Origin of the sequence: Synechococcales cyanobacterium CNB (assembly GCA_030263455.1) — a bacterium.
Lineage (GTDB): Bacteria > Planctomycetota > Phycisphaerae > Phycisphaerales > UBA1924 > CAADGN01.
Window position 1 is genome coordinate 42,702 of the sequence record SZOZ01000005.1, and the last position, 24,684, is coordinate 67,385.

Sequence of the window (24,684 nt, forward strand, 5' to 3'; positions counted from 1 at the left end):
CGAAGGAAGGGTACGCGCCGGGTCTACTCGTCGCGCGGGAGGCGCCGGAGGTCGTCGTCCCGCCCCATCAGCACGAGGATATCGGTCTGCCGGAGCGGCTCGTCGGGGCGGGGCATCTCGATGCGGGGGCCGCCAGCACGCGCGTCGTTCGCGCCCTCGCGCCGGATGGCGACGACGTGGACGCCGGCCTTGGCCCGCAGGTTCAACTCGACGAGCGTCTGGCCGACCCATTTCTTCGGGGCCTCGATCTCGACGACGCTGTACCCCTCGTGGAACTCGATCTGGTTGAGGAAGCGCGGGCTGATGAGGCGGTTCGCCCAGCGGTCGGCGGATTCCTCCTCGGGGCTGACGACCTCGTCAGCACCGATGCGGGCGAGGATGCGGGCGATCGTCGGCGACCATGCCCGGGCGATGACGCGAGGCACCCCGATCTGCTTGAGGATGACGGTGCTGAGCGTCAGCGCCTCGAAGTCCGCGCCGATGCCGAGCACGGCGGCGTTGAACTTCTGGATGCCCTGCGAGCGGAGGGCCTCTTCATCGGTCGAGTCGAGACAGACGGCGAGGGTGACGCGGCCGCTGAACTCCTCGACGATCTCGCGGTCCTTGTCGATGGCGAGGACTTCGTGCCCCGCGGCGGCGAGGTTGGTGGCGAGGCGGCCGCCGAAGCGCCCAAGCCCGATGACGGCGAAACGGTCCATGCGTGGCTCCGTGGGAATCAGCCGAGGAGGACGCTGTCGTGGGCGTAAGCGTAGGGCCTGCGGACGCTCGCCCCGAGCATGAGCGCCGCGAGCAGCGTGAGAGGGCCGACGCGACCGAGGAACATGGCCGCGATCATCACGGTCCGGCCCGCTGGCGTCAACTCCTGCGTCAGTCCGAGTGAGAGACCGGTGGTGGTGCATCCGCTCACGGCCTCGAAGACGATGACCTCGAAGGGCGCGCTCTCGGTGAACGTGAGCAGGAGCGTGATCGTTGTGATGAGCGCAGCGTAACAGAGTCCGAGCGTGCCGGCGCGGCGTACGAGCGTGTCCGAGATTGCCCGTCCGAACGCCTCGGTTTCCTCTCGCCGCCGGAGTGTGGCAACGACGGAGAGGACGAGCACGGCCAGCGTGGTGACCTTCATTCCGCCGGCGGTCGAGCCGGGCGCGCCGCCGATGATCATGAGCGTCATCAGTGTCGTGCGGCCCACGGGTGAGACCTCGTTCATCGGGATGGTGTTGAAGCCCGCGGTGCGAGCGGCGACGGACATGAAGGTCGCGTCCGAGACGGCTTCGAGCACGTCGACCCGCGGCGTCGCGGCAGGGTCGCGCGGGTTGGGCAGGAGTTGGCCCGCCATGAAGACCGTGCCGCCGACGAGAAAAAGCACGAGCGTCGTAACGAGCACGAGCTTGCTGTGCAGGGCGAGCCAGCCTTCCCCCGGCCGTCGGGGCGGGACGGGCCTGCCGCGGGCACGCCTGACGAGCCGCATGATTCGATAGCGCAGCACGCCGGTGACGTCGGCGAGAACAGGGAAGCCAAGACCTCCGAGTACGACGAGGGGAAGGATGACGGCGTGTGCGATCAGGCCGTAGCGGACGCCTTCGAGGCTTCGACCCGTGAGATCGAAGCCTGCGTTGCAGAACGCGCTGATGCTGTGGAACGCGCTGAGTCCCGCGCGGCGCAGGGGTGTCAGCGTTTCGCCCGGCGCTGCCTCCCAGAGCGGGTACATGAAAACCGCGCCGACCAGTTCGATGCCGAGCGTCGTGAGAAGGACGAACCGCCCGAAGTTCAGGAGGCGGTTCATAGGCATGTCGTTGAGCATCTGGCTCAGGCTGAGGTTCTCGCGGAGCGAGAGGCTTCGCCCGATCAGCATGGCGAGCGTGGAGCCGAAGAGGATGATGCCCAGCCCGCCGAGCTGGATGAAGATGGCGATGACGGCCTGGCCGAAGGGCGTAAAGCCCTCGGCGGTGCTGCGCACGACAAGCCCAGTCACGCACACCGCACTCGTCATGGTGAAGCCGGCGTCGAGCCACGAGATCGGGTTGTCGGCGGGCGTCGCGACAGGCGTCTTGAGAATGAACGTGCCGAGGACGATCAGCACGATGAACGACATCGGGAAGAGCACCCCCGGCCTTTCCAGCACGCGGGCGAGGGCGACGTTCAACCCCCAGAGTTCTGCTGCGAAGCGAAGAATGGCCACGGCCTCGACGACGCGCCATGCGGGGCCGTGGGCGTCGATCGCGCCGAAGAGCGCACCGAGCGCAGCCGCGAGGGCGACCCCCCACTCGGCCGGGCCGAAGCGGAACTGCTCGGTCAGCCGCGAGGACGAGCGTGCGAGGCGGTACGCCAAGACGAAGTACGCGAGCAGGCAGGCGGACTGCCCGACGCGGACGATGGCGGTGGTCAGCGGCGGCTCGTAAAAGCCGTGTTCGAGCGCGACGCCGACGGCGGCCAGAGCGGCCAAGGTCGTTCGGAGGAGTGGCCACGCCATCCCGGCGAGCCTGTGGCCGGCGCGCCGGGGGCCGGTCGCGGCCTGGAGGGTCGTCATGGGGGGGGATGGTAGCGGGGTGGCATCGCCGACGGATCGCGGCGGCAGGGGTGCAAAGGCCGCGGTGGGATTCGAACCCACGAATAACGGATTTGCAATCCGTCCCCTTGGTCCACTTGGGTACGCGGCCGACGGGGCGTGGAGGCCCGTGCGGGGACGGTACGAGTTGGCCGGGCCTGGGTCAATTGAGGGCGCGCCCTCGGCGAAGTAGGATGCCCAACCTCGGGCCGGTCGATGAGACTGCACATGACGCGAAGCGCACGGATGACGACGGGACTTGCGACAGGCATCATCGCGCTCGGGAGCGCACGGGCACTGGGACAGGATGAGCAGCCCCATCCAAGGCCGCCCCAGCCCCCGGCGAACCTGACGGAGGACCCGCGGCTCAACGACCCGAGCGTCGATGAGATGAAGCGTGAACTCGAACGGCGGGCGGACCCGGGTCGTCTGATTCTGCCGCGCCCCGCCGCGACGGTACAGCCCGTCGTGCCGGGCCGGCCGATGGACTCCTCGCTGCTGCCGGGGCTGAACGTGACGGAGGCGCCCCGGCCGACTGGAATCCTGATCGCAGAAGGCACGTTCCTCTGGGCCGCGCCTGGTCGTCTCTACCCCCTGCGCGAGACGGACGACATCGTGTTCATCCCCGACGAGGCGACGGCCGGCGGGCCGAACGCCCTGTTGCTCATGCCTTCGCGGATGCGAGAGCGACTTGAGACGACGCTGGGCACGGCGCCGCAGGGCTCGCCGGTACGGCTCACGGGCGAGGTCTTCGTCCATCTCGGCCGCAACCATCTGCTCGTGACGGCCTTCGCCGCGGGAGGATCGGATGCGAAAGCCACCGGCGCGGCGAACGGAAACGGCGCGAACGGCACTCCCCAGCCGGAACTCGACCCGCGCGTGCAGGAACTCATCCGCGACCTGGAGCAGCAGCGAGGCACGCCGCGAGCGCTCGGTCGTGGGACCGCCGAGGCCGTGGAGGACGATGGCACCATCCGCGAGGGCGACCTGCTGTTGCGGCGTCGCGGGCGACTGGTGCGGACGGCGGGCGGTGAGTGGGCCGTCGCGCTGGACAACGGGCCCACGGGTGAGGCGCGGACGCTCCTGCCTCTCTCGCCATGCCGCACGGCGCAGGCGATGGAGCAGCGGGCGGTCCGGCTGGGCGACGCCTGGACCTTCGAGGTCAGCGGTCGGCTGCTGCGCTACCGGGGGCGGACGCACCTCTTGCCGACGATGTACGTCACGCTGCCCCCGACCGAGACCACGCCAATGCAGTGACGCGGTTTGCTACGCGACCGGCGCGGTGCCCTCGACGGGACGGTCCTCGACGGCCATGGGGTGCGTCGGCGCGGCGCTCACTGCCTCGCCGGGCATCGGGTTGAACCTCGACCCGTACAGCGGAATCTTGCGGTTGGGTTCGTGACGAGGGAGCAGCGGCAGCAGCGCCACGGACAGCACGACGATCGCGGCGTTCGCCAGCAGCATCGGCAGCATCCCCGTCCAGCCGAGGTGGACCATCACGCTCGTGACCACCACCACCGCCAGCGAGAGCGGGATCAGCGCCTGCCAGCCGAGCACCATCACCTGGTCGTAGCGAAGCCGCGGCAGCGTCCAGCGGATGACGATCATGAAGCAGACGAGCGCGAGCACTTTGCCGAAATAGACGGCGAACTTGGCCAGCACGCCCGCGAGCGTGACGTTGTCCGGGTGCAGCCAGTGCGTCGCGCTGATGAACCCGAGCGGGAGGTGGTAGCCGCCGAGAAAGAGCAGCGCGAAGAACGCGCAGCCCGTGATCATGTGCGCGTACTCTGCGAGGAAGAAAAGCGCGAACCGCATCGACGAGTACTCGGTGTGGTAGCCGCCGACGAGTTCCTGCTCCGCCTCCGCGTTGTCGAAGGGGGCGCGGTTGCTCTCTGCCAGGGCGCAGCAGAAGAACAGCACCGCCGCGACCGGCTGGGCGAGGATGAGCCATCCGTGCTCGACCTGGTGGCGGATGATCGCCTCGGGCATGACGGCCCCAGTGAGCAGCAGCGCGGCCAGCAGCGACAGGGCGAGCGGGATTTCGTAGGAGATCATCTGGGCCGTGGCCCGGAGGCCGCCGAGGAACGAGTACTTGTTGTTGCTCGCCCAGCCGCCGAGCGTCACGCCGTACACGCCCAGCGACGCGACGGCGAGGATGTAGATGATGCCCACGTTGACGGGCGCGCCCGCGACATACACCCGCCCGCCCTCGACCTCGCCGACGAGCGGCAGGGTGAAGGTCGGCACGTCCCACATGCCGCCCCACGGGATGAGCACGAAGCCCATGAGGGCGGGGATGATGACGGCCATCGGGGCGAGCGTGAACAGGGCCTTGTCGGTGCGCTCGGGCGTGTAGTCCTCCTTGAGCATGAACTTGAGGCCGTCGGCGAGGGGTTGGCCGAGGCCGAGGCACCCGCGGAGGAACTTGAGAGCGGGCAGGCCGAAATCGAACCCGACGCGGTTGGGGCCGATGCGGTCCTGGATGTAGGCGGAGATCTTCCGTTCGAGGTAGATCAGGTAGGCCACCGTGATCAGGATCACGTGGACGACCACCACGATCAGGACGACGCTGACGACGAACTGGGCGGTGACGATGTCGGCGAGGTTCAGCACGGGGCCAACTGTAGTGGGTCCGCAGGCAGATGGCCAAACGGCCAAAGGGATAGGAAGGCGGAACGGGGGGTCGAGGAGGGAAGCGAGGAGGATACGGGAAGCGGAGGATGGTGGTTGGGGAAGCGGAAGGGGGGACATCAGGCAGGACCGGCGGTTGGATTGCAGCCGGGCCGCTTTCGTCCCCGAGCCGCCGCCACGGTCGGAACGGCAAGCCGTTCTACGCCTCGACCGGCTTGAGGGTGACCTGGGTGTCGTAGAACGAGACGCTGCCGCCGATGGGATCGAACATGCAGGTGTTCGGCACCTGCGGGTCGGTCCACATCGCGGCGTTGGCGTGGACGCCGGCCTGCCGGCGTTTCTCGGCGCGGATGACGTGCCCATCGATCTCGACGTCGCTCGCGCCTGTCGCCCAATGGCCGAAGCCGAGGGCGAAACTGACGACGCCGGGGCGCATCGTCTGCGTGAGCATCACCTTGCCGACCATCGGTTGGTTGTGGTCCGCGGTCAACGGCCACTCGCCTCTGGTGTTCGTTGCGCTCGTCACCTTCACCAGTTGGCCCTGCCGAAGGCCGAGGCGTGAGGCGTCACGCGGGTTGATGAGGATGCCGTTCTCGGGCATGATCGGCGTGAGCCACGGGTTGGTGATCGTGCGGCTCTTCGTCTGGGTGATGGTGCGGTGCGTGATGAGCGTGAGGTCGTGCCCCTGTCGGAGGGCGTCCGGCTCCCGCCCCGAGAAATCCCGGATCGGCACGTCGGTCGCGTATCCCGGGTACGGTCGGCCGGTCCCGGCGTGGATCGTGGCCGCGGTCTTCTCCTGGTAGAGATTGAGCTGCGCGGCGTAGGTGTTCGCGACCATTCTCCCCTTGTAGCAGGCCTCGTGATCCTGGAAGCGCCCGCCGCGGTTGAGCACGTAGACGACCTTCGGCCAGATCGCCTCGCCCACGATGCCCTTCCAGCGGTCCGGATCGAACACGCTCCTGGGCAGGTGCCGGCGTGCGCGATGGAAGATCTCCATCTCGCGTGCATCGGCGTCGGGAACGGCCTGCGAGCCGTCGGTCTTCTCGCCGAACGCGAGGTTGGCCACCCCGCGCAGGTAGTAGTCGTCGGGATGCACGAGGTCGAGGCCGTCGCCGAAGCCGTTCGGGCCGAAGCCCGGCAGTCCGAGGCGCTCGGCAATGCCGAGCATCATGGCTTCGAACGAGAGGGGCATTCGCCGGCCGTAGACCTCGCACTGCTCGGGGATCGGAGCGATCGCGGGCTGCCGCACCGGCTGGACCTTCGCGGGGATGTTCGGGTGCGAGCCTTGGAACTCCCAGCGTTCGAGGAACGAGAGGTCGGGGAAGATGTAGTCCGCGTACATGGAAGTCGTGCCGACGATGATGTCGTTGCAGATGAAGAGCGGGAGGCGGTTGACGTCGCGCAGTACCTCTGCGTTCGTGTGGCCGGCGGGCAGGGCGTAGGTCGGCGCGGCCATGTACTGGATGAGCGCCTTGATCGGGTAGGGATAGGCGTCGCCGATCGAGGGGATGACCTCTTGGTACATGTCGCTGGCGAGCGGGTACCAGTTGCGCTTCGCGGGATAGCCTGCGAAGAGCGTGGTCTTCTCGTAGTCAACGTCGTGGCGGATGCTGGAGATGCCGAAGGGCTTGATCGCCCCCGGATGCGTGTTGAGGTTGAACAGCCCTCCCTTGCCCATCGTGTCCCATGCGGCAGCGGCGATCATCCCGCCCGAGTGGTCAAAGTTCCCGAGCAGCATGTTCAGGCACATCCAGGCGAGCACGGCGTAGAACCCGTTGGTGTGCTGAGCCGGCCCGCGGTGGATGTCCACCGCGGCCGCGCTGCCCCAGCGGGCCAGTTCGCGAGCGACGGCCGTCACGTCTTCCACACGGCAGTCCGCCATTGCGCACCACTCGGCGATCTCGTGCTGCATCGAGGACTCCCTGAGAATCTGCAGCCCGGTCTTGACCGCCGTACCGTCGGGGAGCGTCGTGTCTACGAACAGGTCGCCCTCGACCGGAGCGGTTGTACTGTTGGGATCGACGGCGGTGGGGACACCGGCCACCATCGCCACGAGTTCGTGCCCCTCCGCGAGGCCGAGGTCCTTCGCGCGGACGAAGCGCGTCGGCACGCCGTCGCGCAGTGCGACCAGCCACGTTGAGTTCGTCCAGCAAGTCTCACCCCGTGCGTTCGCGGCCGCCTTGTTTGCCGCGCCGAGGAAGCGAGCGTTGTACGCTTCGTTCTCGAAGAACCACCGGATCATCGCCATGGCGAGCGGGATGTCGGAGCTTGGCTTGAGGGGCAGCCACTTCCACGCCTTGCTCGCGAGCTTGCTGAAGCGCGGGTCGGCGACCGCGATCCGCGTGGCGCCGCTTACCAGGTTCGCGGTCATGCGCACGGTGCGGTTGGGCGGGCCGTAGTTCGCCTCGAAGAGGTTCGCGCCGACGAAGAGGATGAACCGGCTGTTCTCGGCGTCGGCCTGCCAGTAGAACTTCTTGCCGCCCGTGAACTTCCCGTCCACGTACTGCTCGCTGATCGCCTTGCAGGTGAAATAGAGCGATCCCTGGCAGACGGTCGTGTGGCCGTGGGCGTTGGTGGTGCCGAGCGCGGTCGCGAATCGCTTGTAGAAGTCGCCGCGCCCGCCCTTGACGCGCCCCCAGTTCAGGACGATCTGGTTGTTCTTCGGGCCGAAGTCGGGGTGGTCGGGGTCGATCAGAAGATGCAGATGCTCGGCGTGCTTGCGTTTGAACTCCTCGACGAGCGCGGCCTTCTTCTCGCGGTCCTTCTCCGCCCAGATCGACTTGACGCCTTGGTCCATCGCGGCGGCGACGGCGGAATCCGTGAGCGCCATCAGCGACCGGAGCCCCTCGACCTCACGCTCTCGCAGATCTCGCGGATGGCCTGCTCGAACGGGATGGTGATCCACTTGTTCTCGCCGCGCTGTCCCGCGCGCTTGAGTACTTTCCGCAGCCGGTAGGGGTCGTAGGCGGTCTGGAGACCCGCCTGCCCCTTCGGGCACAGTGCGCCATCAACCGGCGCTGCGTCGTCCAGGCCCGTGGCGTAGGGGAGGTGCGGGTGGAGTGTCCACGGGCTGTAGGGGTTGCCATCGATCTTGGTGATCACGCCGTCCTGGAGTTTGCATCGGATGCCGCAGCCGGTGTTGCACTGCAGGCAGGCGGAGAGGATGTGGTTGTCGGCGAGGGGCAGTTCGTAGGCGGCGTCCGGGCGCTTGCTGTTCATGATGACCGCGCCGGCGTGCGGGTTGTCCTGCGCGTGGGAGACCGCTGGCACGATGCCCGCGCCGAGGAGGGCGCCGCCCGCAAGGAACTGCCGACGGGACTGGATGGAGGCGTTCTGGATGTCCATGACGCTCGCCTTTCTCACGCGGCCCTGACCGCGAACGCTTTGCTGATGCGACGCCCGACGAAGTAGACCGCCATGCCCACCGCGATCAGGAAGAGGCCGACCAAGTACTCCATCGCGGTGGCGTGGTAGGTGTAGTTCAGCCTGGGGTGCTGGAACGCTTCCTGAAGGCCCCTGATCTCGCCGATCGCCTGGCCGGGCACAAGCACGTTCAGGCGTGCGCTGATGAACGCGACAGCGACGAGCAGCCCGGCGATGATCCAGGCGCCGGGGCGGCGGGTGAGCAGCAGCGCGAACGGCAGGAGGCCGCCGATGCTGAGGTGTACGATCCAGAACACCCACCAGTATGGCCCGAAGAGGACGAGTTCCAGCGCGGGCGCATGCGACTGCGTGTTCCAGAAGACGATCGAGAATTCTGCGAACTCGAGCAGGAAATACGCGACCAGCCCCGCGAGCACGATCGACCGCAAGCGGGCCAGCGCCGCGGTGAAGACGACGGGGTCGGCGTCGCCGTAGCCGGCGGGGCTGTCCACGCCGATGATGCCGCGGATGAGCAGGAGCATGGCCGCGCCGGCGGTGATCGCGGAGGCGAGGAACATGACCGGCAGGAGCGGGCTGTTCCAGTAGGGCTTGGCGTCCACGACGCCAAAGAACGCGCCGCTCTGGCTCGGGAACATCAGGGCAAGCAGCACACCGAGACAGAGCAGGGGTTTGAGCCAGCCGGAGTCGCGTCGGTAACTGATGAACCAGCAGACCGCGGCAACGGCCAGGAATGCGTTGTACATCCACGCGTTGAAGGCCATCATGCTCGTGAACGCCGGCGCGGTCAGAATGCGCGACGCGCGCTCCATGTGGCCGAGGTCCAGCCACACCGCCATGAACGCCGGGACGACCGCAGCGAACGCGAGCACGATCGCCGCCCGCAGCGCGGCCGGATGCCGGAAACCCGGCAGACCGAGGATGAACCCCCCGGCGGCTACGGCGAACGCCCCGCCCGCGATGCCGACGCCGTGGAAGTAGATGGCGATCCACAGCCCCCAGGGCACGTAGGAGCCGTAGCCCGCGGGCAGGTGCCCGTGAGCGATGCGCTGGTACATGCCGATCGTGCCAAGCCCCAGGAACACGATCCAGAGCAGCCAGAGTGCGGCGGTCCAGATTCGCTTGCCGTGCGCGGCCGGCGCGGACATCGCGGTGTGTGTCGCCCGGCTTGTCGAGAGCGTCGTCATGGCTGTTCTCCGATCGTCACACGATGTAGAAGACGCGCGGCTTTGTGCCCTTGTGCGGCAGGAGCGTCTGCACGTTGTGCTTCGTCACGAGTTCCGTCACCAGGCTGTCCGGGTCGTTGGCGTCGCCGAAGTATGTCGCCCGGCCGATGCATGACGTCGCGCATTGGGGCAACTGGCCTGCCTCGAGGCGGTGCAGGCAGAAGTGGCACTTGCGGGCGTTCCCCGTGGGCGACTGGTGCCCCTCGCGGCGCCAGGCCTTGCCGTATTCGTGGCTCGGCTGGTCCGCCCACGGGGCCTGTGCGCCGAACATGGGCGACTCATCGCCCTCCGGGCAGCCCTGGGCCACGCCGTCGGTGTAGTTCTCGCCGAAGTCGCTCGTGCGCGCGCCGTAGGGGCACGCCGCGATGCAGTAGCGGCATCCGATGCACTTGTCGTAGTCGATCGCGACGATGCCGTCCGCACGCTTCCAGGTCGCGTTGACGGGGCAGACGGGCACGCACGGCGGACTGTCGCACTGCATGCACGGGCGTGGGGTGAACCGAAGTTGCACGTTCGGGAACTCTCCGAACTCCTCGGTGACCACGGGTCGGTAGACCACGCCGGGGGGCAGGTGATTCTCGGCGATGCACGCGATGGTGCAGGCGTGGCAGCCGACGCACTTGCGGGTGTCGATCACCATGATCCACCGCCGCTGCTCCACCGGCTTGGCCATCGCCTTGACGAGTTCACGCTGCATGCGGAGCAGCACGTCCTCGTCGGCGCGGGCGGGGAGGTTGTTCAGGACAGGCAGGCTGCGGATCGTGCCGGGGCCCGACGGGTCCGGCGGCGCCTTGGCGCGTCGGGCCAGCACGGCGGTCCCCCCGGCAACAGCGAGGCCCGCGCCGACCAATGCGCCCGCCCGAACCGCCTCGCGCCTGGTCATGCAACCGTTGGAACCGCGGACGCCGGCGCCGTCTGTATTCGCCTGGTTCATGGTCAGGCTCCGTGGGCGGAGGGTTCGGTCGCGTCGTTGGGCGTTGCCGCCCCGCCGGCCCTCCTGGCGTTGAACTCACCGACACTCAGGATCGTGGTCCGCTTGAGGAAGGCCAGTTGCTCGGCCCGGATGGCGACCTGCAGGGCGTGCGCGGGGCAGGCGCGCTCGTCGGAGCACTCCGCGATGCCGAGCGCGCACTTCGGGTGCAGGATGTCGTCGTCCAGTGCGACGCACAGGTCGAAGAGCGTGAGCGTGCGCGAATCCGCGCTCAGCCGGACGCCCCCCCCCTTGCCCTTGGCCGTGTCGAGCAGGCCCTTCTTCGACAGGATGTGCACGAGTTTGGCGAGGTACGCCGGCGGCGCGCCGACGGCCTTGGCGAGGGCGTCCACGCGGATCGGCCCGTCCCCATGGACCGCGAGGTGTCCCATCGCAGAGGCCGCGTAGCCGACGCTCGGACTCACCATGGTCTTGGCTCCCGATCGGCGTGTGCAAATGACTATAAGACCAGAAGGTCATTTAGTCAAGAATGGTCGGGTCTGGCCGACGAGGATCGATGTTCGTATTACGATCGGCAGCAGCTTGCTGGAAACAACCAGTCCTGGGTCACGGACGGGAATATCCGCCCCAGTGATGCCCATGACACAAGGCGGTCAGACCGTGTTGTTCGTCAGCCCAAGTGCAGAGAGGCTGAATCGGCTGGGCCGGAAGGGGCAGTCGATCCGTCACTCGTACTCGAATTCCACAAGGTCGAGGTAAGCGCGGCATGCACGAAGAGCCGGCGGTGACTTGGTCGCGCACAGCTCTGGTTCGAAGCCCGGCTTGTGCGCTCGTCGGGGAGTCGGGGAATGCGGACAGGGCGGGATTCGAACCCGCGATACAGGGTGTACCCCGTATAACGGTTTAGCAAACCGTCGCCTTCAGCCGCTCGGCCACCTGTCCCAAGCCGCCCGGGGTGGAGCGGTCGGGCCAAGCATAGCCGCCCGTGTTCCGTCGAACAAACGCCGTTATTGCCCCGATGCCCGACGATCCGCATCCGGCCCGGCGTGCTCGTCGAGCAACTGGCGGAGGTACCGGTTCTCTCGTCGGGTTGCCTCCAGGTCGAAGACCAGGTATTTGACGCTCAGGCGCAGGTAGTCCAGCGACTCCTGCAGATCGCCGAGCGTGCGGCGCATGCGCTCGTGGCGTTCGCGAGTCTCCGCGGCCAACTGCTCCAGTCTCTCTCGCTCTCCGGGCGGCAGGTTGTTGATCTGGCCGATCAGGTCACCGAGTCGTTTCTCGAACTCTCGCTCATCCATGGTTCGGTCCCTTTTTCGATTGGCGGCTGACGCCGGCCCCGCACTCCCGCGAGGCGGAGGGACGAAGATCAACGCCCGGGCCATCCCGAAAGCGGTCGTGCCATGCGGGGCGAGAGTCCGAAAAAACACCGTGAACCGCGATGTGGCGTCGACCTGCCTCGGTCCGTTCCGATGGTCAGGGTTGTGCAGGGGTGGGGATCGCGCCGGATGTTGCCCTGCGTCAACGAGTTACGTCGAGGCGTCTCACCGCCGCGCGCGCCTCGGGGGGTGCTTCGGCAATCACCTGGGAGACAGTCTGCGGCTCCCGCTTCAGACCTTCCCTGAGGAGTTTGCGGGCGTGGGCGTCGAGGGAGACGGCAAACCTCGAAAAGAGTTGCTCCAACTCATGGCGGCTGAAGACCGTCAACGGGTCGGCCATGCCGGTCTGGAGCGACGCCCATTCCAGGAGCGAAGCCCCGCTTGCTTTGTGCCTGTAGAGCGAGAGCGTGGACTTCAGCCTGGCTCCAAGGCTTCGGAATGGATCGGTCGCGGCCTGAGGAAGGTTGATCAAGTGTTCCCGGAGTTTGGTCGGGTCGAGGGGCGGCGCCTCGTGCCCGTCGCCGTTCACAGAGAGTCCGCCCGAGCCCACAGGCCGCAGATCGGCCATCGCCGTTGTCAGAGTCTTCACGCCGCCGTGCTCGAAGCGAATGACGAGCCGCTGGCAGGGCCTGCCGTCCTGGGTCTGCGGCGTGGCGCCCATGACGAGACCGACTCCCCATTCCGGCTTGGCCGCGTGGATGAGACGGTCGCCGAGACTCCACGTGGTTGGACTCATCAGGAACGGATGCTCCGGTCGGGCCGATCGTGTGCCACGGTCGAGGCACGAGCGATCCAAGCCTGCACAGCACGGGTCGGGTTGGGTCGATGCCGGGCGGTCGCGCCACGACCGGTCATCCGGCAGGGCTAGTATACGCTCCCACCACGGGCAGGCTCGGGGCCGCTGGAGGTGGAGATGCCGACGAGGGGCACGGATGATTGATGCGCTCAAGAGCGAGGAACTGGTCAAGCGGGTCGGCGGTCGGTTTGCCCTCTGCGCCCTGATCCAGCGGCGGATGGTGCAACTCATGGAAGGTGCTCGCCCCCTCGTGGAGCGCGACGGCCGTTCCGACCTTGAAGTCGTGATCGACGAGATTCTCCGCGAGAAGATCACCTACGAGTATCCCGCGCTCACGCCCGGTGGAGCATCAGGCACCCAAGGCGAGGCGCTCCTCTGACACCAGGCCTTCGGCGAGGCGACACGTGAGCGATGCCACGCTGCGCGGCAGGCGGATCATCGTCGGCGTGACCGGCGGCATCGCCGCGTATAAGTCGGCCATGCTCGTGAGTCGCTTGGCCCAGTCCGGGGCTGAGATCACGGTTGCGATGACCGAGTCAGCGACGCGGTTCGTTTCGCCGCTGACGTTTCAGGCGCTCTCCGCGAGGCCGGTCTACACCAGCGCGTGGGAGCACGTCGAATCGCACGATCCTCAGCACGTTTCGCTCGCGTCGGCCGCGGACGCCGCCGTCGTGGCGCCATGCACGATGGACTGCATGGCGAGGCTTGTCGCGGGCCTGACCGACGACGTTGTGACGCTCATTCTCAGCGCGATCGACCGTGCTCGGACGCCGGTGCTGCTTGCTCCCGCGATGAACGCCGTGATGTGGTCGCAGCCGTCGACCCGCCGCAACGCCCGTCAACTCGTCGAGGACGGCTACACGCTGGTCGGCCCGGGCGAGGGCTGGCAGGCCTGCCGCACGGTCGGCGTCGGGCGCATGTCCGAGCCGGAGGAGATCCTGGCCGCGGTGGTGCGTGCGGTCGCCGCACGGCCGGCTCGCGGTTAGACTTCCGACCCAGCCGGAGAGATGCCTGAGCGGCTGAAAGGGCCGGTCTCGAAAACCGGTGTGGCGCTTGTCGTCACCGTGGGTTCGAATCCCACTCTCTCCGCTTCCAGATCGACCACTCGCGTCCCTGTGGGATTCGAACCCACGTGAGGCGCAGCCTCACCACGTGGGTTCGACGCCAACGGGCGCGGCGAAGCCCATCCCACTCTCTCCGCTTTCCTAGCCGCCGTCCGCGTCCGTGCGGGATTCGAACCCACGTGAGGCGAAGTCTCACTGGCAGCCCCGGCGTGCTGCCCGAACGATGATCCCACGACGCGACGAATCCTTTCAAGACGACCGGCCCTCGGAAGTCCGAGGGCCGGCCGAGGCAGGGTTGTGATCCGTCGAAGAGTGTCAGTTGCAGGGGGTGTTGTAGAGGTTCAGGAACGCAAGCACGTCCAGGGAGTTGAAGATCGTATCGCCGTTGAGGTCAGCCTTTCGATCGTTGGCGGTCCAATCGTTGAGGAAGGCGAGCACGTCCTGCGAGTTCACGACGCCGTCCTGGTTCCAGTCCGCGTCGCAGAAGGAGACGTTGAAACTGGAGATCCAAGTCTGCCAGCCCGAGGCGATCGGGTACTGGCCGACGATCCAGAAGGTGCGGTCGTTCGTCGGGTCAACGGTGATGTCGAAGTAATCGCCCCAGCGTCCCGAGGTGCCCGTGTTGCCGATGGCGACCTGCTGCGTCGCGCCCATCGTGCCGGGGGGATCGTTCGGGGCGCGGCTGGTGATGCGAACGGCGGCGTGCGTGTTCGAGGACGACGCGGCCATCACCATCCCGACGTGCCCGTCCTTGTTCTCGTAGAGGGTGGGGAACCAGGTGTGGACGCCTGAGCCGCCGTCCACGTTCCCGCCCTGCACGTAGGTGACGCTGCCGGACTGAGGCCAGTTGTTGGTGTTGAACTGGTACCACCGCGCCATGTTCTTGCTGTTGGCGCGGATGCCGTGCCCGGCGTAGAGGCGTCCGTTTCGCCACATCACGTTGATGATGCGGCCGTCCAGGACGTCGATGGAACTGCCGCCGAGGTTGGGCGCGCCGCCGGTGGGGTACGAGAACGAGGGAACGGTCACGTTCGTAGTCGAGAGCACCGGGGAGGTGTGCGGATTGGTGATCGCCTGCACCTTGATGGAACTGGTGTTGTTGACCGAGACAAAGAAGGGACGGGTGTTGTTCCCGAAGTGCTGCGCGACCTGGACGGAGGCGCCGTTTCCGTCGCGGATGTCGGTGTACTGGGCGGGCTGGCCGTTCAGCAGGGGGGTCTTGTTGAAACTGCGGAAGAGCACGCCTGCGAAGCCACCGCCGCCTCCCGACAGGCGGAAGAGATTGCCGGTAACGTAGTAGCCGGTCTGGTCGTACCCGAAGCCCGGGTAATCGACCCAGTAGAGGGTGCCGCCGACGTTGACGCGCGAGTCGGTGCGGTACTTGTACCAGATGCCGTGCGGGTTCGAATCATCGGAGACGGCGATGTCGATCCATGATTCCGTTGAGCCGTAGACCTCGAGGGCGACGATCACGAATCGCTGCGAGTAGTGGTCGTAGAAGCACTTGGGGTCGAAGGTGAAGTTGCCCGCGCCGACCGACTCGAAGAAGCCGGGGCTTCCTGTCGAGTCCAGGTTCGCGTAGAACTCCAGGTTGCCCTGCTTGTCATAGAACGCGACGGCCATGTTCACCGTCTCGACGATGTGCGTCGGGCCGACCGCGAGCGTCGGGTCCGGGGGCGTCCAGGGCGTCTGCGTGATCGCGGGCCACAACTGGTCCGGCTGCGTTCTCACCTCGTCGAGCACGCCGCCCAGAGGAAGGTCGTTCGGCCCGCCGATGATCGGTGTCTTGTCGCGCGAGTGCGGAGGGAGCAGGTGCGTCACGCGGCGCGGCGGTCCGTCAAACTCCGGGATGCTGATCTGCTGCGGGAACTTCCGCGTATCGATGATCTCGACCGGCGCGGTCCCGACGCCCCACGAACCCGGCTCGGTGAGATCGACCGGGTCTTTCCCGGCGATCAGGTGCGGGAAGCCGAACCCGGGCTGGTTGTAGCCCTCGGGCTGGGCCGCACGCGGCGTGGGCGGGGGCTGCTCGCCGAGGCTCAGCGCGGTGCTCCGAATCGCTGAGGATGAGCAACCGACCATGGCGAGCAAGGCCGCGGCCATGCAGGCGGTTCCGACGAGAGACCAACGGCGGGTATGAATCGACATCACGTTGACTCCTGACACAAGCACGAGACCCACGGGCCGACACCGACCGCGCCCCTCGCGCCGATGCTGCCGAACTTCGCTTCGGCGTCACCAAGGGGATGTTCCATCAATCCCCCATGAGTACGCCGAACGCGGGCAAACCCTCGGGTCGCGATCCGAGGGGCCAACCCGCAGCAGCCACAGTCATACCATGCCGACGGCTTGCACGCACGCCCGATCTCCCAATCTCACGCGGAGAACGCCATGGCCCAGACCCCATCGACGATGCTCACCCTCGGCACTCCGGCCCCGGCCTTCACACTCGCGGACGCCGTATCCGGAAGGACCGTCTCTCTCGCTGACTTCTCGGGCCGACCGCTGCTGGTCATGTTCATCTGCAACCACTGCCCGTTCGTGAAGCACGTCCGGAGCGAACTGGCGAGGATCGGGCGAGAGTACGGCGAGCGGGGCGTCGGCATTGTCGCGGTCTGCTCCAACGACGTCGAGAAGTACCCCGACGACAGCCCGGCGAAGATGCGCGACGAGGCCCGCGCCGCGGGCTACACCTTTCCCTACCTCTTCGATGCAGCGCAGGACGTCGCCAAACGCTACCGTGCCGCCTGCACGCCGGATTTCTTCCTTTTCGACAAGCAGCACCGGCTCGTCTACCGGGGCCAACTGGACGACAGCCGACCGAGCAACGGCATCCCCGTCACCGGGCGCGACCTTCGGGCCGCGCTGGACGCTGTGCTGAAGGGCCAGATGCCGACCGTGGAACAGCGACCGAGTATCGGGTGCAACATCAAGTGGAAGCCGGGGAATGAGCCGGAGTACTACCGGTCGTGACGGAGTGAGTGTAGGCCGGAGCGACGAGGTAGGGGGGGGGACGGTAGAGGGTTGCCGGGGTTTCATCGAGTCGGCGCCGTGTTTGGTGCCCAGTCTTCGATGGTGATGGCCCATCGTTCGTGGTCGGCCCACTGTCCTGCAATCTGGAGGTAGCGGGGTGAGTAGCCCTCGTACCGGAAGCCGACGCGGCGGGCGAGAGCCTTGGAGGCCTCGTTGTGCGGCTGGATGTTGGCCTCGACGCGATGCAGGCCCAGGGCGCCGAAGGCGAAGCGCACGGCGAGTCCGACCGCCTCCGTGCCGTAGCCGTGACGGATGAACGGCTCGCCGATCCAGTAGCCGACGAAGCAGGACTGGAGCGGCCCGCGGAGGATGCCGCCGAGCGAGACCTGGCCGACGATGGTGCCTCCGTCGCGCAGACAGGCGAGCATCCGCTGGCTGAGGTCGGTATCGCAGGTGTCGAGGAGGCGTGTGAACTGATCGTCGCCGAAGGCGTCGCCGCCTGAAGGGGGGAGCGGCTCCCATGGTTCCAGGAACGCCCTGCTGATGCGGCGAAGGGCGACATACGCCTCGCGGTCGCGGCGGTTGGGGTGGCGGAGGATCAGGCGAGGCCCGATGGCGAGCGTGTCGTACGGGCGAGCGTGCAGTGGTTCGTGCATGGCGGTCAGTAGGGGTAGGGGTCGAGGTCCGGCTTGCCGAGGTACGCCCAGAGCGCGGCCGCACCCGCGATGAGCGCGACAGGCCCGAATGCGGCGAGGAACGGCGCGAGTCCCTTGCGGCGTGCAAATGGCGAGAGGAGCGAAACGCCGGACGCGAACGGCGCGAGAGCGAGGACCAGGAGCGGGGGCGTGCGAGGGTTCGTGTTGTAGAACTGCGCGATGAGGCCGAGTGAGAGGAGCCCCGCCAGCAGAAACACCACGCCACCCCGTTCGAGCGAGAAGCGGCGGCAGATCAGCCCAACGACGAGTGCGGCGCCGAGGAGCGCGATGAGGCAGGCGGAGAACTGCGCGCCGGTGGCGTACGGCGCGTAGAGGAAGACGGGGATCGAGGCCGCGGCGATGGGGAGAAGCACGAGCGGCATCCGCCAGCCATGCTGTCGATGCGCCACCGCGTCGAGGGTCGTTGCGGCGAGCGCGAGCCAGGCGGCGCATGCTCCGGCGATCGCGGCGGCCCTTGTCGCGCTCAGCGCATGAGGCGTGAGGGGCGCAAGCAAGGCGAGGGCGGTGAATGCGCCGAGAACGAGCGTCAATGGGTGTCGGGCGAGACGCCCGCCCCACCGAAGACTCGGTGGGAGGAATACTGCAAGCGATGTGAGGAGGCCGATCGCGCCGCCGACTGCTGCCGTCGTGTGGAATCGCATCGCTCCGTTGGTGGGCCAGAGTTGCGGCTTGGGATTGAAACCCTTGTACGCGAGGAGGAAGGCGAGCGTGAAGACAACCGGCGCGACCCAGAGCGGCCCCCTTGGCCGGGTCTCGATCGAAGCGGACGGGCGGAAGAGGAGTTGCCAGAGCAGCCATGCAGCAAGCAGGCCGACGCCTGTGATGAGCCCGGGGTAGACGGTGGTGAAGAGAAGGTCGCGGGTGGACATGGCGAATCGCGGCGGTCGGGGTCAACCGGACGCCGCGGAGTCGGCGGGGGTAGGCACGACCGTGGGTGAGGAGCGGGTAGAGTGTTGCGAGAGAGAGAGAGGACGACGGTCGTGGCAAGGGTTACTTCTGTGGGGCCTCGACGGCGACCTTGATGGTGACGTTGTTGCCAAGTCCGCCGGAGTCGGAGCCGTCCGGCGCCATGAAGTGGGTCATGTCGAAGTCGGATCGCTTGATTTCGAGAACGGCTTCAAAGGCGGCGATGGGGCGGTTGCGGAAGGTGCCGGTGCCGTGCCACTCGAACTTCGCCTCGACGGGCTTTGTCTTGCCGTGCAGCGAGAGATCGCCCTTCAGGACGTAGTGGTTCCCCTCGACGTGCGTGATGGACGTGGACTTGAAGTCGATAGTCGGGAACTGGACGGCGTTGAAGAAGTCGGCGTTGCGGAGGTGGTCATCGCGCTGGCTGTTGCCGGTGTCCACGTTCTGGGTCTTGACCGAGAACGAGAACTGTCCGGCTGAGGGGTTCTCGGGGTCGAAGGTGAACTCGCCGGTCAGGCCGTTGAACCGGCCGTAGAAGTTGGTGATGCCCGCGTGCTTGATGCGGAAGACGACCGACGAGTGGACGGGGTCCACGGTGTAGGCGGCGGCTGGAGCGGTCGCGGACTCTGCGGTGGGCGCGGGCGTGGAACGCCCATGGGCGGCAAGGCCCAGCGCGCCGGCGGCGAGCAGCAGAGCAACAGGAACAGCGGCGAGCGAGCGGATACGCATGATGGTGATCCTCCGGAAGAACGCCCGGCACGCGATCAGCCCGACGGGGCCGGGCGGCGGACTTGCAGAAGCCTACCGCTCAGAGCGGCCCCGGGTTCGTCAGGAATGGCCAAGGACGGACACCACGACGCGCCGCGTGTGCGATGCACTGCGGTGTTCCCAGAGATAGATGCCCTGCCACGTGCCGAGGGCGAGCCGGCCGCGCAGGATCGGGATGCAGAGCGAGGTCTGCGTGAGGACGGCCTTGACGTGGCTGGGCATGTCGTCGGGGCCTTCAGCGGTATGGGTGTAGAGCGGGTCGCCCTCCGGGACAAGGCGGTCGAGCCAGGCTTCGAGATCGCGTCGCGCGGAGGGGTCGGCGTTCTCCTGGATGATGAGCGAGGCGGAGGTGTGGCGGATGAAGACGGTGCAGAGGCCGTCGTCCACGCCGGCGTCGGTCACGACGCGCGCGACGAGGTCGGTAATCTCGTGCAGGCCGCGGGCGGGAGTCGGGATGGAGAGTTCGATGGTGTACACGCAGGGCGCTCTGACCTCTTCAGCCCTGATCATTGCCGACGCTGCGTTCCGCCATGGCTCTGGCCATGGTGCCCTCGACCATGCCGGGCATCCAGAGCTCGGCATGGTCCTGGCCGTCGCAGTGCTGGCGCATGAGGAGGTAGAGGAGCGTGCCTGCTGACCAGAAGTAACTGAGTGCGAAGGCCCAGACGAGCAGGAGGGGCAGGGCGGACCAGGTGGCGACCATGCCGCGTGCCCAGGCGTTGGTGCTGGTGAGGCCATCTTCGGTCGCGCCGCCGGTGACGATGGCCGTGCCGATCGGGCCGCTGAAGGCGGTGGAGGCGGTGGAGGTGAACGAGACGACGCCTTGGGCGAGCACGCCGAGGACGCCGACGAGGACGCCGCCGACGACGCCGAGCAGGGCGAGGTACAGGATCAGCCGCAGCGGTCGCGCGGCGACGTAGGCGAGGGAGCGCTGCACGGCGTCGATGGCGTCGGTGCCCTCGCAGGCGACGGCGGGAACGAGCATCGATGAGCCGAGCAGGTACCCGGCGAAGAGCAGAACCGCGAGCGTGCCGAGGACGAGGAACAGCCCGTAGAGCAGACCGCCGAGGAGGTTCAGCACGGGCACGCCCTGCAGCACGAAGAAGCCGCCGACGGCCATGACGAGCGCGAGCAGGGCCACGCCCATCCAAGGCGCGAGGAGTGAGCCTGCGAGCGACGCCCACCGCTTGACGGCGAAGGCGAGCGCTTCAGGCCACGACATGACGACACCCTGCGAGAACTCGCAGGCAACGGAGCGGCTGATCGCCCCGCCGCCGATGGCCATGATCACAACGTAGGGGATCGTGAGCAGGACGAGCGCGAGGGCGTGCTGGTCCCAGAGCGTGCGGGGGAGATCGTAGAGGAGGACGCTGAATCCACTGAGGACGGCCTCGCCGTTGAGGGCGCTGAGACCGCTGAAGATGAGGCCGAAGCCACGGAGTTTGAGGGCGACGGCCGCCTCGACGAACGATTGCTCACTCGACGACCAGAGGTTCGAGAGACTGCCGACGAACCACGCGGCGACGAGCGTGAAGAAAGCGAGTCCGAGTCGGCTCGGTCGCAGGGCGAGCGCGCCGGCGCGGAGGAGTTTGGGCCAGAGGAGGTCGTCGAGGAGGTCCGACAGCGCGATCCGGCGTTCGAGGGCCTCGCCGCGCGGCGTGGTGTCCGACATCGCAGGCCGTCCTTCCCTCGCGTCAAGGCCCGGCGTGGGCCGCGGGGGCGGGCAAATCCTACCAGAAGGCCGCAATCCGGGGGCGGGGTTCCTAACATCCTTGCGGGCGGGGCGACTGAGACCGCGCCCGACCCTCGACGGGAGGTACGACATGGGGTGGATCGTCCTGCTCGTAGCCGCCGGGCTGTTCGTGGTCGTGCTGCTGTGGTTCGTGGCGATGTACAACACGCTGGTGCGTCAGCGGGTGGACTGCGACAACGGGTGGTCGCAGATCGACGTGCAGCTGAAGCGGCGCTATGACCTGATTCCGAACCTGGTCGAGACGGTGAAGGGGTACGCGGCCCACGAGAAGGGCACGCTGGAGGCCGTCATCCAGGCGCGTCAGCAGGCCGTCTCGATCGCCTCGGACGGCGCGCACGCAGCTGAGAAGGCGATGGCCGAGAACGCCATCACGCAGGCGCTGGGCCGGCTGTTCGCGCTGAGCGAGGCCTACCCGCAGCTCAAGGCGGACGCGAACTTCCGGCAGCTGCAGGAGGAACTGGCGTCCACGGAGAACAAGGTCGGCTTTGCCCGCCAGCACTACAACGACTGCGTGGGCCGCTACGAGACCTCGCGGCAGTCCTTCCCGACGAACATCGTGGCGGGGGCGTTCTCGTTCCAGCCGCGGGAGTACTTCCGCGTCGAGGCGAGCGCGGAGCGCGAGGCGCCGAAGGTCTCGTTCACGAGCTGACCCGCGATGAGCCAGGCCGGCAAGACTCCCGGATCGCCGACGCCGCCTCCGGTGCGGCGTTCGGCCCTCGACCGCGCCGCCGCGGGCGCGACGGCGACGGATCGCGCCGTGCGCGAGGGGATGAAGGCGTACCCCGGCACGATCACCTACATCGACCTGATCCGGAAGAACCGGCGCGACAGCACGATGCTCATCACGCTGATGCTGCTCCTCGGGGCGGCGATCGGGGCGGCGATCGCGGCCGCGATCTCGCTCTACGCGACGGGCGACAGCGCGAGCCTGCTCCCGTCGGTCGCCGCTGGGGCGGTGGCTGCACTGGTGTTTGGAGGACTCGGGGCGATGTGGTCGTGGTTCGGCGGGGCGAAGGCGATCCTGCGGATGTCCGGGGCGTTCCCGGTCGGCCCGCAGGACGACCCGGAACTGTACAACGTCGTCGATGAGATGCGGATCGCGGCCGGCATCCCGATGCCGCGCGTCTACATCATCAACGACTCTGCCCTCAACGCCTTCGCCACCGGGCGCGACCCAGAGCACGGCGTCGTGGCGATCACGCGCGGGCTGCGCGAGAAGCTGCCCCGCGACGAACTCCAGGCCGTCATCGCGCACGAGATCGCGCACATCCGGCACCTCGACATCCGCTTCGCCATGCTGATGGCGACGATGGTGGGGCTGATCGTCTTCGCCTGCGATGCGTTCCTCCGTGTGGCGCTCCGCGGCGGGCTGCACGGGGGGCGGCGTTCGTCGGGCGGCAAGGGGGGAGGGGCGGCCGTGCTCGTGCTCCTCGTCGTCGCGCTCGTGCTCGCGGTGATCGCGCCGCTCTTCGCCCGGATCATCCAGATGGCATACAGCCGGCAGCGTGAGTACCTCGCCGATGCGGGTGCGGTCGAACTGACGCGGAATCCCGAAGCCCTCGCCAACGCCCTGCGGCGGCTGGGAGACGACGAGGAGCCGCTGGTGGACACCGCCAACCGGGGCACTGCCCACATGTACATCGTCAACCCGCTCCGCAAGGTCCGCAAGGCCCACGGCGAAGTTGAAACGCTCTTCTGCTCACACCCGGCGATCAGCAAGCGGATCGCCCGGCTGCTGGCCCTGGTGCGATGACCACCGATTCCCCCATGGCGGTTGCCCCGGGCGTGCGGGCTGGCCATCATCCGGCCATGCTCAAAGCCGCCTCGCGCTACCTGCCCCCCCTCACCGCGCTCTTCGTCCTCGGCCCGGTTGCGGCGTTTCTGGTCAATTTGCTGCGAGCCTCGGACGGCAGCCGCGACGCGACACTCCTGGTCGGTGCCTCGCCCGTGCTCGGCATCGTGGTGATGCTCGGTGTGTTCGCTATCGCCGGCACGGCGGCTCTACTGGCGACGCACTTTCACGGGTGGCGGTCGGGGATGTGGACCGCTGGGTTGACGCTGGCACACGCCGCGTGGGCGTCGGGGCCGGTGGACATGGTCATCCGGCGCGAGGCGTCGCCCGGGGTGCTGACGGCGTTCGCCGTCGAAGGGCTGATGGTCGGCGTGCTGAGCGCGGTACTGGCGGCCGCGGTGTGGCTGGTCGCGGTTCAACGGTACGAGCGGTCCCACGACCCGCACGAGGCGCCGGACTCTGCACCACGACGGCCCCACCCGAAGAACGAACTCCTCCGTGCGGTCATGGCGCCGGGTGCGGTCGCCGGCATGGGAGTGGCTGTGGTGGTCGGCGGGGCGGTCGCATGGCTGGTGGCGCAGGAGCCGCTCAAGGGGCAGGCGGTCTTCGCTGCGATCTTCGCGGGCATCGTCGGGGCAGGGTTCGGTCGGCTGACGTCGTCGTACCTCGACGATGCGGCGAACAGCCTGACGTTCTTCGTCGCGATGGCCTTGCTCGCGCTGGTCGCGCCGATCGCGGCCCGTTTCGTGCACGGGGAGCAGTTGGTGGCGGATTTGTACGCGGGGCGTTACTTCGGCCCGGCCGCGCCCGTCGGACTGGACTGGGCCGCCGGCGGGTTCCTCGGGATTCCGATCGGCGTCTCGTGGTTTGCCTCGCTGTTCGAACGCAGACGCCAAGCCCGTGCATCGGCCTAAACTCCGGTGGAGGGCCGATCCGGGCGCCTCCCCGGAGCACCGATGACCCGCCGCGACACCGCCAACGCGACCCGGCGAACCATGCCGGACGTGCAATCGCTCGCCGACGACCGCCGGGTCGCCATCGATCGCGTCGGCGTGAAGGACGTGACCTACCCGCTTCGATTGCACACGCGGGAGGGCGGGGAGCAGACAACGGTCGCCGCGATCAACATGTACGTGGCCTTGCCGCACCACCAGAAGGGCACGCACATGAGTCGGTTTCTGGAGGTGCTCAACGAGCAGACGTGCGAGCCGGTCTGCCCGGAGCGTATTCCCGTGATCGCACGGGCGATCCGGGAGCGGCTGGAAGCTCACGAGGCCCACTTCGAGGCCGAGTTCACCTACTTCATCGCCAAGCGTGCCCCGGTGACGGGCGCGCCCGGCCTGATGGACTACCGGGTGCGGTTCGCATGCACGGCCAACGGCGAGACGGACTTCGTGATGACCGTCTCGGCCCCGGCTGCGAGCCTGTGCCCCTGCTCGAAGGAGATCAGCGAGTACGGCGCGCACAACCAGCGGTGCCGCATCGAGGCGTCGGTGCGCACGAACGCGATGATGTGGATCGAGGACCTGGCGGAGTTGCTGGAGCAGGCCGCCTCCGCGCCGGTGTTCGCGGTGCTGAAGCGGCCGGACGAGAAGTGGGTGACTGAGCACGCCTACGACAACCCGAAGTTCGTCGAGGACATCGTCCGCGACCTCGCGCTCTTGCTGGAGGCCGACGACCGGGTGGTGTGGTACTCGATCAACTCGGAGAACTTCGAGTCGATCCACTCGCACAACGCCTACGCCCAGGTGACGCGCGACAAGCGACACGACTGACGATCTCGCCTCCCGTGGGCAACGGAGGCCCCGGTAGGTGTGACGACGCGAGCG

20 protein-coding genes, 3 tRNA genes and 1 pseudogene are annotated in these 24,684 nt (G+C 67.8%); 8 read left to right on the plus strand and 16 right to left on the minus strand.

The window, feature by feature from the left end; genetic code table 11:
* Positions 1–23: 23 nt before the first annotated feature.
* The 3 genes from FBT69_06310 to FBT69_06320 form a co-directional block, all read right to left on the minus strand.
* A complete protein-coding gene (locus FBT69_06310) occupies positions 24–899 on the minus strand; it encodes a TrkA family potassium uptake protein (GenBank protein ID MDL1904417.1) in 876 nt (291 codons plus the stop codon).
* Positions 716–2,524 (minus strand): potassium transporter TrkH, encoded by a 1,809-nt coding sequence (locus FBT69_06315; protein MDL1904418.1) that lies wholly within the window; start codon positions 2,522–2,524, stop codon positions 716–718. Before FBT69_06315 ends, FBT69_06310 begins: the two co-directional genes overlap by 184 nt.
* Positions 2,525–2,580: 56 nt before the next feature.
* Positions 2,581–2,654: transfer RNA gene (locus FBT69_06320), tRNA-Cys, on the minus strand.
* A gap of 116 nt (positions 2,655–2,770) precedes the next feature.
* On the opposite strand from FBT69_06320, the gene FBT69_06325 reads away from it, so the two are divergent.
* Positions 2,771–3,799 carry a hypothetical protein gene (locus FBT69_06325; GenBank protein MDL1904419.1) on the plus strand — a complete coding sequence of 343 codons (1,029 nt, stop codon included), beginning with the start codon at positions 2,771–2,773 and terminating at the stop codon, positions 3,797–3,799.
* A gap of 9 nt (positions 3,800–3,808) precedes the next feature.
* On the opposite strand, the gene nuoH is transcribed toward FBT69_06325, so the two are convergent.
* From nuoH to FBT69_06365, 8 genes and pseudogenes are all read right to left on the minus strand, one after another.
* Positions 3,809–5,293, minus strand: a complete 1,485-nt coding sequence (nuoH, locus tag FBT69_06330) for an NADH-quinone oxidoreductase subunit NuoH (protein ID MDL1904420.1) — start codon at positions 5,291–5,293, stop codon at positions 3,809–3,811.
* Between the two features lie 79 nt (positions 5,294–5,372).
* Positions 5,373–8,518, minus strand: a pseudogene (locus FBT69_06335) (molybdopterin oxidoreductase).
* A gap of 14 nt (positions 8,519–8,532) precedes the next feature.
* Complete coding sequence (locus tag FBT69_06340) at positions 8,533–9,741, minus strand: polysulfide reductase (protein MDL1904421.1); 1,209 nt, start codon at positions 9,739–9,741, stop codon at positions 8,533–8,535.
* A 16-nt stretch (positions 9,742–9,757) separates the two neighbouring features.
* Positions 9,758–10,663 carry a 4Fe-4S dicluster domain-containing protein gene (locus FBT69_06345; protein ID MDL1904422.1) on the minus strand — a complete coding sequence of 302 codons (906 nt, stop codon included), beginning with the start codon at positions 10,661–10,663 and terminating at the stop codon, positions 9,758–9,760.
* Positions 10,664–10,716: 53 nt separating this feature from the next.
* Positions 10,717–11,178, minus strand: coding sequence for an Rrf2 family transcriptional regulator (locus FBT69_06350; protein ID MDL1904423.1), 462 nt, complete (start codon positions 11,176–11,178; stop codon positions 10,717–10,719).
* 384 nt (positions 11,179–11,562) lie between these two features.
* A tRNA-Ser gene (locus tag FBT69_06355) sits at positions 11,563–11,653 on the minus strand.
* A gap of 65 nt (positions 11,654–11,718) precedes the next feature.
* Complete coding sequence (locus FBT69_06360) at positions 11,719–12,009, minus strand: transcriptional regulator (GenBank protein ID MDL1904424.1); 291 nt, start codon at positions 12,007–12,009, stop codon at positions 11,719–11,721.
* Between the two features lie 220 nt (positions 12,010–12,229).
* A complete protein-coding gene (locus tag FBT69_06365; GenBank protein MDL1904425.1) occupies positions 12,230–13,114 on the minus strand; it encodes a DUF3553 domain-containing protein in 885 nt (294 codons plus the stop codon).
* A gap of 92 nt (positions 13,115–13,206) precedes the next feature.
* On the opposite strand from FBT69_06365, the gene FBT69_06370 reads away from it, so the two are divergent.
* Both FBT69_06370 and FBT69_06375 read left to right on the plus strand, forming a co-directional pair.
* Positions 13,207–13,869 carry a hypothetical protein gene (locus FBT69_06370; protein ID MDL1904426.1) on the plus strand — a complete coding sequence of 221 codons (663 nt, stop codon included), beginning with the start codon at positions 13,207–13,209 and terminating at the stop codon, positions 13,867–13,869.
* A 15-nt stretch (positions 13,870–13,884) separates the two neighbouring features.
* A tRNA-Ser gene (locus FBT69_06375) sits at positions 13,885–13,972 on the plus strand.
* A 290-nt stretch (positions 13,973–14,262) separates the two neighbouring features.
* On the opposite strand, the gene FBT69_06380 is transcribed toward FBT69_06375, so the two are convergent.
* On the minus strand, positions 14,263–16,095 hold the full coding sequence (locus FBT69_06380) for a hypothetical protein (GenBank protein MDL1904427.1): 1,833 nt from the start codon (positions 16,093–16,095) through the stop codon (positions 14,263–14,265).
* Positions 16,096–16,338: 243 nt separating this feature from the next.
* Between FBT69_06380 and FBT69_06385 the strand changes: the two genes are divergently transcribed.
* A complete protein-coding gene (locus FBT69_06385) occupies positions 16,339–16,920 on the plus strand; it encodes a thioredoxin family protein (protein ID MDL1904428.1) in 582 nt (193 codons plus the stop codon).
* Positions 16,921–16,982: 62 nt separating this feature from the next.
* Here FBT69_06385 and FBT69_06390 read toward each other — a convergent pair whose 3' ends face one another.
* The 4 genes from FBT69_06390 to FBT69_06405 all read right to left on the minus strand — a co-directional run bounded on the left by FBT69_06390 (position 16,983) and on the right by FBT69_06405 (position 20,982).
* Positions 16,983–18,434, minus strand: a complete 1,452-nt coding sequence (locus tag FBT69_06390; protein ID MDL1904429.1) for a GNAT family N-acetyltransferase — start codon at positions 18,432–18,434, stop codon at positions 16,983–16,985.
* A gap of 192 nt (positions 18,435–18,626) precedes the next feature.
* Positions 18,627–19,271 (minus strand): YceI family protein, encoded by a 645-nt coding sequence (locus FBT69_06395; protein ID MDL1904430.1) that lies wholly within the window; start codon positions 19,269–19,271, stop codon positions 18,627–18,629.
* A 99-nt stretch (positions 19,272–19,370) separates the two neighbouring features.
* Positions 19,371–19,820: a YjbQ family protein gene (locus FBT69_06400; GenBank protein ID MDL1904431.1), complete on the minus strand. Its 450-nt coding sequence runs from the start codon at positions 19,818–19,820 to the stop codon at positions 19,371–19,373.
* Positions 19,807–20,982, minus strand: coding sequence for a hypothetical protein (locus FBT69_06405; protein ID MDL1904432.1), 1,176 nt, complete (start codon positions 20,980–20,982; stop codon positions 19,807–19,809). The genes FBT69_06400 and FBT69_06405 overlap by 14 nt, the downstream gene beginning before the upstream one ends.
* A 151-nt stretch (positions 20,983–21,133) precedes the next feature.
* On the opposite strand from FBT69_06405, the gene FBT69_06410 reads away from it, so the two are divergent.
* The 4 genes from FBT69_06410 to FBT69_06425 all read left to right on the plus strand — a co-directional run bounded on the left by FBT69_06410 (position 21,134) and on the right by FBT69_06425 (position 24,630).
* Positions 21,134–21,712, plus strand: a complete 579-nt coding sequence (locus tag FBT69_06410; protein ID MDL1904433.1) for a LemA family protein — start codon at positions 21,134–21,136, stop codon at positions 21,710–21,712.
* Between the two features lie 120 nt (positions 21,713–21,832).
* Complete coding sequence (locus tag FBT69_06415; protein ID MDL1904434.1) at positions 21,833–22,816, plus strand: zinc metalloprotease HtpX; 984 nt, start codon at positions 21,833–21,835, stop codon at positions 22,814–22,816.
* 56 nt (positions 22,817–22,872) lie between these two features.
* Entirely contained in the window at positions 22,873–23,769 is an 897-nt protein-coding gene (locus tag FBT69_06420) for a hypothetical protein (GenBank protein MDL1904435.1), read from the plus strand.
* A 42-nt stretch (positions 23,770–23,811) separates the two neighbouring features.
* Positions 23,812–24,630 carry a GTP cyclohydrolase I FolE2 gene (locus tag FBT69_06425; GenBank protein MDL1904436.1) on the plus strand — a complete coding sequence of 273 codons (819 nt, stop codon included), beginning with the start codon at positions 23,812–23,814 and terminating at the stop codon, positions 24,628–24,630.
* Positions 24,631–24,684 lie beyond the last annotated feature (54 nt).